The sequence below is a fragment of the Janthinobacterium breve genome (genome assembly GCF_051380895.1).
GTDB lineage: Bacteria > Pseudomonadota > Gammaproteobacteria > Burkholderiales > Burkholderiaceae_D > Janthinobacterium.
This window is the reverse complement of sequence record NZ_JBNYXY010000011.1, coordinates 287,916-299,841: the sequence shown is the minus strand read 5'-3', so window position 1 is coordinate 299,841 and position 11,926 is coordinate 287,916. Positions and strand designations below refer to the sequence as shown.

Genomic DNA, 11,926 nt, shown 5'->3' with positions numbered 1-11,926 from the left:
TGCTGCCGTTCGACTTGCATGTGTAAGGCATGCCGCCAGCGTTCAATCTGAGCCAGGATCAAACTCTTCAGTTTAATCTCTGTTACTTTGCCCTTTTACAGGCACCATCATTGCTGATGGGTCGCTCACTCAAAAAACTGACAGGCCACTACTTTCGTAGCGCCTATTTCATTATTTCTTGTGAACATTTGATATTTTAAGTTAGACGCCAATCCGAAGATTGACGCTGCACTTACATCAAATGCCCACACTTATCGACTGTTAATTGTTAAAGAACGGTATTCGGTACTGCTTTCGCGCTATCGACAAAGCGTTGTGTTTGTCAGCTGCGAAGGAGGAAGAGTATGAAGCTTTTTCAGCATTTCGTCAACCTTCTTTTTTACTACCCAGCCCCTGAAGGCTGTCCCTTTTGTGCCGCAAACTAGTGCGTCTCATCGGGGAGGCGAACTATAGCAAAGCGCCCCGGTAGTAGCAAGGCTTTTCCAGGGCTTTTGCATCCAACTGCTACAATTTCGCCCCCTCAGCGCAAATCCGCGTCCATACATAGAAGATTCACCATGAAACAACAAGCTCAAGGATCAGGCCTGACCCTGAAACGAGCTGGCTTTACCACTGGCTTCGGCGTGCTCGCCGCCACCCTCGGTTCCGCAGTCGGTCTCGGCAATATCTGGAAGTTCCCCTACCTGACGGGCGCCAATGGCGGCGCTGGCTTCCTGCTCATCTATTTACTCGCCACCTTATTAGTAGGCCTGCCCGTGATGATCGCGGAAATCACCCTGGGGCGCCGCGCCAAGGTCAATCCCATCTCCACCATGGAACAACTGGCACCGAAGGGCAAGCCCTGGTGGCTGGTCGGCGTCATTGGCATGATCGCCGCCTTCCTGATCGTCGCGTTTTACTCGGAAGTGGTGGGCTGGGTGTTTGCGTATATCGCCAAGGCCATCGACGGTTCCATCCTCAGCAGCGACAAGCTGGTGACGGAAGCGGCCTTCGCCTCGCTGATCAGCAGTCCCCTGCAATCGCTATTCTGGCAATGGGGCGTGCTGCTGTTTATCGGTGGCATATTAATGCTGGGCGTGACCAAGGGCATCGAGGCGATCGCCAAGAAACTGATGCCGCTGCTGTTCCTGCTGCTACTCCTGCTCTGCGCGGTCAGCCTGTCGCTCGATAAAGCGGGCGAAGGCCTTGCCTTTCTGTTCCGCCCGGACTTCAGCAAGCTGACGGCTTCCGTCGTGCTGACGGCCATGGGCCTGGCCTTCTTCAAGTTGTCCGTCGGCATGGGTACGATGATGACCTACGGCAGCTATTTCCGCGACGACCAGAATATCCCCGTGACCACGCTGCGCGTCATGGCGGCCGACCTCGGTGTATCGATGCTGGCCGGCATCGCCATCTTCCCCGCCGTGTTCACGTTTGGCTTTGCCCCCAGTGCGGGACCGTCGCTGGTGTTCATCACCATCCCGGCCGTGTTTTCGCAAATTCCCATGGGACAAGGCCTGATGGTGGTGTTCTTCATCCTGGCCGCTGTGGCCGCCACAGGGGCGATGCTGTCGCTGATGGAAGTGCCCGTCGTGATTTTTCACGAACGCTTCGGCTGGACGCGCACCAAGGCCACGCTCGTGACCATGCTGCTGCTGGCCGTGCTCGGTTCCGTATGCGCGCTGAGTAACAGCACCCTGGCCAATTTCAAGCTGTTTAACTTGAATATGTTTGATCTGTTCGACTTCGTCTCGTCAAATATTTTCCTGCCCGTGGGTGGCATCGCGATTGCCTTGTTTACAGGCTGGGCCTGGGGCAAGCACCATTTCATCGAGGCAATCAGCAACCATGGCCAGCTGCAGAACAAGACGCTGGCGCATGTACTGCTGTTTCTGCTGCGCTTTGTCTCGCCCGTGCTGATCCTGATCGTGATGCTGAAAGGTTTGAAAGTCTTTTAACTAGAGTACTCGGGTGTAGGTCTGGCGCACCAGCACCCGGTCGCCGCAATCGAAATGCCACCATTCGCTGTTGATGCCGAAGAAGCCCGCCTGGAACATGGCGTCGCGCAACAATCGACGGTGCGCCACGTGCTCTCCCGTAATCTCTCCCTTTTCCAACAAGGACAGCTCCAGCGCCGGGTGTGAGCGTTCACTCAAGTCGTCAAAGCCCGTGCCCATGTCCAGTTCCTGCCCGTCGGGTCCCACGATGGTGATATCGAGCGCCATGCCGAACGAGTGGATGGAGCCGCGCGACGGCTCCGCGATGTAGCCGAGCAACTCTGTTCCCTGCAGCGCATCCCACAGTTGCTGCTGCACCCGCTGCGGGCGCAGGGCGTCGAGCACCAATAGATGATGATCGGGGCGATGCGCGCCCAGCCAGGCCACGGCCTTTTCCAGTGCCGCGGCGGCATCGCGGTGCAGCCAGGCGCAATCGATGGGGCTATATAAGTCGCGGCCGACGAAATTGTCGGGCGTGGCATAGCGCAAGTCGACAGTGATGCCGGCGATACTGCTCAAGTGGCGAAATTGCGGATCGCTGCCGACCGCTTCCAATTGCAAACTTGCAACAGACATCAGACTCCTCTTTCCAGGCAGTTGCGCGCCGCCACGCCAATACTGTCGGCCAGGCGCCGCGCGCCATGCGACAGCGGCGAGTGGCTGGCCGTCAATAAATACAGTTGGATGGGGATGGTCGGTGCCCAAGGACGACGCTGCAGGCGCTCGGGCGAGCCGGAGGCGGCCGTAAACGGGTCGACCACGGCCATGCCGGCGCCCGCTTCCACCAGCGAACGGGCGATTTGATAGGTTTGCACCACGGTACTAAAGACGGGGTGGATATCCTGCGCCTCGCAGGCGGCGACCACCAGTTCGCCCAGCGGATCGTTGTCGGCATGGCCGATCAGCTCACCGTTGAGGCCATGCGCCGTCAACGGCGTGCCGCAGTCGGCCGCATGCCAGGTGCCGGCCGGGGCGATCACCGTCATGACGCCGTGTGCAATCGGTTCGGCCACGATGCCCGGATGGCGCGGGTCTTGCAGCGATACGGCCAAGTCCGCTTCACCCAGGCGCAAGGTATTGACGATCTCGCCCGTGTGGTGGGTGGCCAGCTGGCAACGCGTGTGGGGAAAGTCGCGCCGCCACTCCGTCATGGCAAACGGCAAGACGCTGATGGCGAGCGTCGGCGTGGAGACCAGGCGGATGGTTTCCACCGCATGCCCCTTCAGACTGGCCGCCAGGCGGCGGATGCCCAATAAATCGCGGTTGAGCTTTTCCGTCTCGACAAACAGGCGGTGCGCCTCGGGTTTCGGGTACAGCTTGCCCCGCACGCGCTCGAACAGCGGCATGCCCAGTTGCAACTCACAATGCTGCAAGACCTTGGTCACGGCCGGTTGCGAGATATGCAACACCTGGGCAGCGCCGCTGATGGTGCCAACTTGCATGATGGCGTGAAACACTTCGATATGACGCAGCCGCATGAGCTATTCCTTTACCTTGCTTTGGCCACCTGGGCCGTCAACGTTCAGCATATAAGAAAAAGTCATGGGCTGGAACGGCCGTGCTACTTTGCTACAACAGCAGGTGTCGCAACCACTGGGGCCGGCGTCGTCAGCACTTCCAGCAGGGCCGCCGTTTCGCCATCGGGCGTGCCGTCAAACAATGTGTTGCGGTATTTCATCTGGAAGGCGATCAGCACATTGCGCGTCGCTTCATCGAAGACGCCCGTATTCGGCGTCGCATAGCCGTGCTGGGCCAGCTTTTTCTGGAACCAGACGGCGTCCGGCACTTGCTGCTCAAAAATGAGGCGCTGGGTAGCCACGCGGTTGGCGTCCGGCCAGACGATCAGGCCCGCAGCGGCCAGCTGGCGCCATGGGAACAGGGGGCCCGGGTCTTGCTTGCGCTGCGGCGCGATCTCGTTGTGGCCCAGGATATTTTCCGGCGCGATGTTGTAACGTGCCTGAATATCTTTCAGCAGCGGAATCAGCTCATCGATCTGCGCCTGCGGGAAGGGATACCAGAGGCGGCCTTCCGGCGTGTCCTTGTAGCCAGGATTGACGATTTCGATGCCGATCGAGCTGACATTCAACTGTGTATAAGTCTTCCAGTTACTCACACCCGCGTGATTGGCCTGGCGCGATTCGTCGACCAGCACGTAAAACTTCGGCTTGTCCGTGTCGGTCAGCAAATAATGGCTGCTGACCACTTGTTCCGTCAGGATCTTGATCGAGCGGGGCAGATCGCTGACCGTGTAATGGATGACGATGAATTTCACGCGCGGGCTCTGGCTGCGCGCCGTCAAACTGTGGTCGAGATGCGGCGCGGGCGTGGTACAGGCGGAGAGCAGGGCCACCAGCAGGGCGAGGGCGATTTTTTTCATGAAAGATCCATGTTCGGGTTAATAAAATAGTCAGTCTTTGCCGGCATACAAGCTGGCCGTCCTGGCTGCCAGCTTGGCCGCGGCCTCATGCGAACGGGCAACTTTTTGCTCCATCATCAACGATACAGGCAAAGCGGCGCGCATGGCTACCGCGATAGCCGGGTGCAATTGCGCCGCGCGACCCGCCAGCACCACGGGACGGGGGCCGTAGCGCGCCGTCAGTGCCAGCGCCAGGCGCGCCAGTTCCTGCCCCGCGCGCTGCAAGATGTCCAGCGCCAGCGGGTCGGCGTCTGCACTGGCAGCCACGGCCAGCGCCAGCCGGCCGATGGCGCCCCGGTCCTGGCCATACATGAAGGCGCGCGACAGCGACCAGTCGCTGCCACCCAGTTGCGCAAACACGGCCCCGGCCATGGGCGAGCTTTGCCAGCTGCCGGGCGCCTCGTCTTCGCGGCGCCAGATGTGGCGCAAGGCTTCGCGCGCGATCCAGTAACCGCCGCCGCCATCGTCAAGCAGCACGCCACGCCCGCCCGCGCGGTGAAACACGCCATCCGCGTCGATCCAGGCGGCGATCGAGCCCGTGCCAGCGTAGACCAGATAACCCTGACCCGGCTCAAAGCTGTCGCGATAGGCGATCTCGATATCGTTGCATAAACTGACGGCGGCGGCGTCCAGCGCCAGCAGGGTGGCCAGCGTTTGCGCCAGCACGACATCGTCGCCGCCAAAGCCCGTCAAGCCCGCCACCACGGCACGCGGCTGGCCGACAGCCAGCACGGCCTGGCACAGCCTGCTAAACGTGGCGTGCACGGCCGCGCGGCCCGCATCGCTGCTCATTTGCAAGGCAGACAAGCCTTCCACGGCGCCGTCGGCCACGATGACGCCGTCAACGGTGGCCAATGCCCAACGCGTCTGCGTGCCGCCCGCGTCGATACCCAGGCCCAGCACGGGCACCGCATGATGGTCTGTCGGGAAGGAAATCATGGCATGAGTGTAAAGCCAAGCTGGGCTTACAGGCATGAAAGCTTGCGCATGTTTCATGCCTGCAGGTTATGGACTACCGGAGATCCGGCAACAATTACTTGGCGGGGGCCGCAAACGGTTCGCGTACGGTGACGCGGGGGCTTTCATTGCCGAGGCGGTCCACGGCGCTGACGACCACCGCGTTGACTTTACCAGTGACATCATCCACCAGGGTCAGCTCGCCCTGCACGCCCGTGACCACGGTGAAGCGCCAGTCTTCACCGTAGCGCGCCCAAACGGCGTACTGGGCCACGGCTTTGCCGCCGCCCGCCGTCAGTTTCACGTTCAGGCTGGTGGAATCGCGGCGCAAGGCCAGCACGGGCGTACCGGGCGCTTCCTTCCCCAGCCACGGCGTGGCGGGAATCAGGGCAGGGCTCTGATACACGTTCGCCTTGAGTTGCTCGCTGACACCCTTGCGGTTCTGCATCAGGGGCGCCATGCTGAAATGCACCTGTCCATTCGCGCCGGGACGCGTGCGCGTCACTTCGATCTGCTTGATGATCTCTTGCGGCGTGAAGGACTTGGCGGAATTGTCGATCCGGCTCGTGTACAGGCCCGGCCACACGTGGCGGCCATACGGATTTTGCGCCAGCCAGTAGTCGAGCAGCACGCCAAATGCTTGCGGCGCCTGCGCCACGGGCCAGTACAGCTGCGGCGACAGATAGTCGAGCCAGCCCTTGGCCAGCCACAGTTCCGCATCCGCATACAATTTGTCGTACTGGCTGAAGCCGACGATGCCGGCAGGGCGACGGTCGGGACGGCCGATGCCGAACGGGCTGATGCCGAAGCGCACCCAACTTTTTTCGCGGTGGATGCCTGTGTATAACGCTTCGATCAGCTGGTTGACGTTCTGGCGGCGCCAGGAAGGGCGGTCCAGTTGGCCACCGGCCAGCAGATATTGCTGCCAGGAAGGCTCATCGGCAAACGGCAGTTCGCGCTTGGCGCCGCCATTGCCCGCGTCCAGAGCGGCCGTCTCGGCACCGGCGCCGGCGCCAGGCGCGTCGATCGGATACGGATAAAAGTAATCGTCGATGTGCACGCCATCGATATCGTAGCGGCGTACCACGTCCAGTACCACGTCCGTCGTGTGCTTGGAGGCGGCGGCGTCGCCCGGGTCCATCCACAGGTAGCGTCCGTATTGCTTGACGGATGCCGGGTTGGTGGAAGCGAAACTGTCGCGCGCCAGCGGCGACTTGGCCGTCGCGTGACGGGCCCGGTAAGGATTGAACCAGGCGTGCAATTCCAGGCCGCGCGCATGCGCCTGGGCTACCCAGAAGGCCAGCGGGTCATACAGGGGCAATGGCGGCTGGCCTTGCTTGCCGGTCAGGTATTCCGACCACGGCTCCAGCTGCGATGGGTAAATCGTGTCGGCGCTGGGCCGCACCTGTAACACAATCGCGTTCAGATTCAAGGACTTGGCGCGGTCGAGGATGGCAATGGCCTCGGCTTGTTGCTTGGCCACAGGTAAATTGCTGCGGCTGGGCCAATCGATATTGGCGACCGTCGAGACCCAGGCGGCGCGGAACTCGCGCGGCGCCGGCGGCGGCACTTCGCCCGTGATGTGCTGCACGGTCGGCACGGCCGGCAAACCCGCGTCGCCTGGCGTCACTGCGGAGGGCAGTTTGGTGCTGGTACAGCTGCTGAGCAATGTGGCGGTGGCCAGCGCGGCCAGCACGCCAGCCGTGGTGCCCAGGCGTTTTTTGAAAGTAGACAACAAAACAATTCCTTGCAGTGGTGGAGCGCAGGTGTATCGGTGCGGGCATTTTACTGTGCGCCCGCCATCCTTGCGGGCGCACGGTTCAAAAGAATCAGGCCTAGGCCTTCTTGCCGAATTCGGGATCGATCTTGACCAGCGCAGCCAGGATGAAAGCAGGAATGGTGGCGATACAGACCCAGATGAAAAAATGCTGGTAGCCAAGCATTTGCTGGATCCAGCCGCTGGCCATGCCCGGCAACATCATGCCCAGGGCCATGAAACCCGTGCAAATGGCGTAATGGGCCGTTTTATGCGCGCCATCGGACACCATGATCATGTACAACATATATGAAGCGAAACCGAAGCCATAGCCAAATTGCTCCAGGGCGATGCTCCCCGCGATCACATAGATGCTGCTGGGCAGGGCGCTGGCCAGGTAAACAAACACCAGGTCGGGCAAGTGGACGGACAGCACCATGATCCACAAACAGCGCTTCAAGCCGAAGCGGGAAATGATGAATCCGCCCAGCAAGCCACCAAGGGTCAGGGCGATCACGCCGATGGTGCCGTAGACGAGGCCCACCTGTTCCGTGCTGAGGCCCAGGCCGCCCTTGGCGACAGGGTCGAGCAGGAAGGGCGCAGCCAGTTTGAGCAATTGCGCTTCACCGAGGCGAAACAGCAGCAAAAATCCCAGGATGACGAGAATATCCTTCTTCTTGAAGAAGGCGGCAAAGGTGGCGATGAATTCCTGTAACGGGGAAACACCAGCGCCCTGGATGCTGGGACGGTCATCCTTGGGTGTCGGCAAGACAAAATAGTGATACAGGAAGAGGGCGATGAACAGGCCCGCCAAAATCGCAAACACGACCGACCAGGCCAGCTGCACATTGCCCGTCGCATGCGTCAAATAACCGGCAAGAAACACCAGGCCACCCTGGCCGGCGATCATCGCTAGGCGGTAAAACGTGCTGCGCACGCCGACGAAGGCCGCCTGCTGGTGCTCTTCCAGGCCCAGCATATAAAAGCCGTCGGCGGCAATGTCATGCGTGGCGGAACTGAAGGCCATCAACCAGAAGATGGCCAGGCTGATCTGGAAAAAGTGCGGCAAGGACGTCGTCAGGGCCACCAGCGCCAGCGCGGCGCCGATCACCAGCTGCAAGCCGACGATCCAGAAGCGCTTGGTGCGGTACATATCGATGAAGGGCGACCACAGGGGCTTGATGACCCACGGCAAGTACAGCCAGCTGGTATACAGCGCGATATCCGTATTGGAAAAACCATAGTTCTTGTACATGATCACGGACAAGGTCATGACCACTACATAGGGGATGCCCTGGCCGAAATACAGGGAAGGGATCCACAGCCACGGCTTATTGGCGCGCGCCGGGGCGGTCTGTTTCACTAGCTCCATACATCCTTCTTTGTCTCCCAGACAGAAGAATGCCGCGCCATCGGATCACGCCGCCAGTGCCGCCCGCACACTGCCGTCCGCGCCGGCCAACAATGCCTGTGCCTGGTTTGTGTTGATTTTTTTGATCAAGGCAACAATCGCCACCTTGACGTGAAATTGGCATTGCTCGAGCACGGTCCTGGCCTGCGCCTCGCTGGCGCCGGTGGCATGCATGGTCAGACGCACCGCCCGCCAGATCAGCTTGGCGTTGGTCGGCTTCAAGTCTACCATCAAGTTTCCGTAAGTTTTATGCAAACCCACCATCAGGGCGCTGGAAATCGTGTTCAGGGTGATTTTTTGCGCCGTGCCCGCCTTCAGGCGCGTGCTGCCGGAAATGACTTCCATGCCCGTATCGAGCACGATGCCGCATTGCGCCTCGTGTGCCACGGGGGCGCCCACATTGTTGGCAATGCCGATGGTCAGGGCGCCCGCCTTGCGCGCGGCCAGCAGCGCGCCCAGCACGTAGGGCGTGGCGCCGGAGGCGGCCAGCAGGATCACGACATCATTTTCTTGCGGCTGCAGGGCCAGCAAATCCTTCTCGCCTTGCGATAAATCATCTTCCGCCCCCTCGACGGCCACAAACATGGCGCCCGCGCCGCCGGCCAGGATGGCGACAGCCCGCTCGGGCGGCCAGGAAAACGTGGGGTTGAGTTCAACGCTGTCGAGTACGCCAAGGCGGCCCGACGTACCGGCGCCCACATACAGCAGGCGTCCGCCAGCGGCGATACGGGGCAGGGCAGCCGTGATGGCGGCCGCGATCTGCGGCGACGCCAGCCGCACGGCTTCGACAGCCCAGAACTGGTCATCGACCAGCGCCGCCACCAGTTGCTCCACCGGATACAGATCCAGATCCGGATGCCGCCGGCTCGGGGTTTCAGTTTTCAACATGATTTCAGAACATGGTTGAAGGTGAAACCAGTTTAATACCGATATGCAAGATCAGCCATGAAAGCTTGGCGGGCAGGCATAACGGGAGCTTATGGCTAGCGCAGGAAGGTGGTGTGCTACTTGTACTTCGATACGCTCCCGTTTGTGTCTATACTTCAGCTCGACGCCAACATCAACGACACGCCCCATGATCGCTCGCCAATTGCTGTTCCTGTTTAGCGCCCTTGGCGCCATCAACGGTATTTTCCTGGCCGTCTATTTTTTCAGCCGCCGGCCTCGCTGCCTCGCCGACTGCATGCTGGGTGCATTGCTGCTTGCCGTCGGGGTGCGCACCGCCAAATCCGCATTCCTCTTCTTCAACCCTGCGATCGCAATCGAATTCCGCCAGCTGGGCCTGTCGGCCTGCCTGCTGATTGGTCCCTTGACCTATCTCTATGTGCGCTCTTTCCTGGCCGGGCTCGCACAACTGCCTGCCGGCCAACAATGGCGTTGGCATCTCGGCTTGTCCTTCCTGCTGATAGGCATAGGCATTGCCTTCCCGTATTCCGCGTATCGTCCTGTGTGGGACCTGTCGAGCCATGCCATTCATGTGTTCTGGCTATGCTACCTGCTGGCAACTGCCAAGTTGCTCTGGCAAAGCCGCCATGCATGGTTGAACGACGGACATCGGATGGCCACCAGCAGCGTGCTCCTGCTGAGCGTCTTTGCAGGCAGCTGTGTCATGTTGGCGGCGTACGCGAGCACGCCGTTCACGTCCTATATTGTCGGCGCCTTGTCGTTCACCTTCTCGCTGCATGTCGCGGTCATGGTCTTTCTGCTGAGAAAGGAAACCTCGACGCCTTCCGACCCGAAGCAGAAGTACCAAAACAGCCGCCTGACGCACGAAGATGCGATTGCCGTGCTCGCTGCGCTGGAACAACAGATGAGCGGGCAGAAATCCTATCTGAATCCGAACCTCACCCTGGCCCAACTGGCCAAGCGGGCGGGATGCACGCAGGCGCAGGTATCGCAGGTGCTGAATGACAAGCTGAGCAAAAGCTTCAATACCTACGTCAACGAATACCGTATCGCCGAAGCGAAACAGGTATTGACTGACGAACCGCAACTGAACCTGGATATCGTTGCCGAGCGCTGCGGATTCAATTCCAGTTCCACCTTCTACTCGACCTTCAAGAAAGTTGCTGGGCAGACGCCCGCCAGCTTCCGGGCCCAATCTGGCCAGGCGGCCAGGGCCATTTCCGCGTAAAACCGCTCCGAAATCGCCATTCCGGAGTCTGAAATCATGTTTGGCGACATCCATTCCCCTGCATTTCGATAACTTATCGACCAGCAACGATCTGAAATAGTCGTTGCTCCGATAAACGCAGTTCTTCATTCAGGGTAAAGTCATGATTCAGTTTTTATTGCGCACGGTACTAGCCTGTTGCTTGCTCAGCAGCGCCGCCGTCGGCACCGCCGCAACCGCAGACCAGGACGAAAATGCCATCCGGGAGACCGTGGGCTTGTATTTGCATGGCACCAGCTTCAACGTACAGGACGAGATCAACCAAGCCTTCCATGCAACTTCCCGCCTTTACCTCGACGGCAAAAACGATGCGGAATGGGAGTTGAGCGGTCCGGAATACGCAAAACTCTTTTCCCAAGAGAAAATAGGGCAATTCAATGGACGCCACGGGCGGTTGATCAAGGTGGATGTGAGCGGCAAGGTGGCCACTGCCAAGGCCGAGATCCACCTTCCCCAGCAAGGGGTGCGCTATGTGGATGTATTCCTGTTGAAAAAGATCGCCGGCAACTGGAAAATCGTCAGCAAATCGGCCCATCGCGAACCTGCAGCCCCGCGCCAAGCACGCAAGGTGCTACTGGTTGTGTCGAATGTCCATCAATATCCCGGCACAAAAATTAACGCAGGCAATAATTTTCCCGAGCTTGCCTATACCTATGATGCATTTCGCAAAGCAGGGTACGCGGTCGATTTCGTCAGTCCAGAGGGTGGCGCCATTCCTTTGGAAATGATCGTCACGTCGGACGAGTTGCTCAAGAAGCATCTGTACGACAGCGATTTCATGTGGGCATTGGCCCATACCAAGCCCGTCTCCGAGGTCAAGGCAGACGAGTATGCGGGCATGGCGTTCGTCGGCGGCGGCGCGGCCATCGTCGGCATCCCGGAAAACAAGCCGCTCCAGGACATCGCCTTGCATATCTACGAACAACAAGGCGGGGTGATCGCGGCCATCTGCCATGGCACCGAGGGCATCAAGAATCTGAAGCTCAGTGACGGCACTTTCCTCATCCAGGGCAAGGTGCTCACCTCCTTCCCCGATGCGTTTCTCAACAAGGAATCGCCGGTCTACAAGGCCTATCCCTTTTCGGCAGAAGCCAGCATCAAGCGCCATGGCGGCATATTCAGGCACGGCACCAACGGCAAGAGTCACGTCGAGGTCGATGGCCGGCTGGTGACCGGCATGAGCTGGGAGTCGTCCGTCGGCGTGGCGGAATCCATGATCCGCCTGTTCCAGCAGTAG

Annotated in this window: 10 protein-coding genes and 1 rRNA gene; 3 read left to right on the top strand and 8 right to left on the bottom strand. The window is 60.1% G+C overall.

Annotated features, from left to right (window positions below; genetic code table 11):
* A 16S ribosomal RNA gene (locus tag ACQ4W0_RS23495) occupies positions 1-74 on the bottom strand; the annotation flags it as partial.
* 483 nt (positions 75-557) lie between these two features.
* Here ACQ4W0_RS23495 and ACQ4W0_RS23490 point away from each other — a divergent pair.
* Positions 558-1,937 (top strand): sodium-dependent transporter, encoded by a 1,380-nt coding sequence (locus ACQ4W0_RS23490; protein ID WP_436578939.1) that lies wholly within the window; start codon positions 558-560, stop codon positions 1,935-1,937.
* On the opposite strand, the gene ACQ4W0_RS23485 is transcribed toward ACQ4W0_RS23490, so the two are convergent.
* The 7 genes from ACQ4W0_RS23485 to ACQ4W0_RS23455 form a co-directional block, all read right to left on the bottom strand.
* Positions 1,938-2,552, bottom strand: a complete 615-nt coding sequence (locus ACQ4W0_RS23485; RefSeq protein WP_436578938.1) for a M15 family metallopeptidase — start codon at positions 2,550-2,552, stop codon at positions 1,938-1,940.
* Entirely contained in the window at positions 2,552-3,454 is a 903-nt protein-coding gene (locus tag ACQ4W0_RS23480) for a LysR family transcriptional regulator (protein ID WP_070288989.1), read from the bottom strand. The genes ACQ4W0_RS23485 and ACQ4W0_RS23480 overlap by 1 nt, the downstream gene beginning before the upstream one ends.
* A gap of 83 nt (positions 3,455-3,537) precedes the next feature.
* On the bottom strand, positions 3,538-4,353 hold the full coding sequence (locus tag ACQ4W0_RS23475) for an N-acetylmuramoyl-L-alanine amidase (protein WP_436578937.1): 816 nt from the start codon (positions 4,351-4,353) through the stop codon (positions 3,538-3,540).
* 30 nt (positions 4,354-4,383) lie between these two features.
* Complete coding sequence (locus tag ACQ4W0_RS23470; RefSeq protein ID WP_436578936.1) at positions 4,384-5,331, bottom strand: BadF/BadG/BcrA/BcrD ATPase family protein; 948 nt, start codon at positions 5,329-5,331, stop codon at positions 4,384-4,386.
* A gap of 94 nt (positions 5,332-5,425) precedes the next feature.
* On the bottom strand, positions 5,426-7,087 hold the full coding sequence (locus ACQ4W0_RS23465; RefSeq protein WP_436578935.1) for a glycoside hydrolase family 10-like protein: 1,662 nt from the start codon (positions 7,085-7,087) through the stop codon (positions 5,426-5,428).
* Positions 7,088-7,184: 97 nt separating this feature from the next.
* Complete coding sequence (locus ACQ4W0_RS23460; protein ID WP_436578934.1) at positions 7,185-8,477, bottom strand: MFS transporter; 1,293 nt, start codon at positions 8,475-8,477, stop codon at positions 7,185-7,187.
* 45 nt (positions 8,478-8,522) lie between these two features.
* Complete coding sequence (locus tag ACQ4W0_RS23455; RefSeq protein ID WP_436578933.1) at positions 8,523-9,404, bottom strand: N-acetylmuramic acid 6-phosphate etherase; 882 nt, start codon at positions 9,402-9,404, stop codon at positions 8,523-8,525.
* 187 nt (positions 9,405-9,591) lie between these two features.
* Here ACQ4W0_RS23455 and ACQ4W0_RS23450 point away from each other — a divergent pair, with 187 nt between their 5' ends.
* Both ACQ4W0_RS23450 and ACQ4W0_RS23445 read left to right on the top strand, forming a co-directional pair.
* Positions 9,592-10,650, top strand: a complete 1,059-nt coding sequence (locus tag ACQ4W0_RS23450; protein ID WP_436578932.1) for a helix-turn-helix transcriptional regulator — start codon at positions 9,592-9,594, stop codon at positions 10,648-10,650.
* Positions 10,651-10,792: 142 nt separating this feature from the next.
* The gene (locus tag ACQ4W0_RS23445; RefSeq protein ID WP_436578931.1) at positions 10,793-11,926 is read left to right on the top strand and encodes a nuclear transport factor 2 family protein; all 1,134 of its coding nucleotides are present in this window, start codon (positions 10,793-10,795) and stop codon (positions 11,924-11,926) included.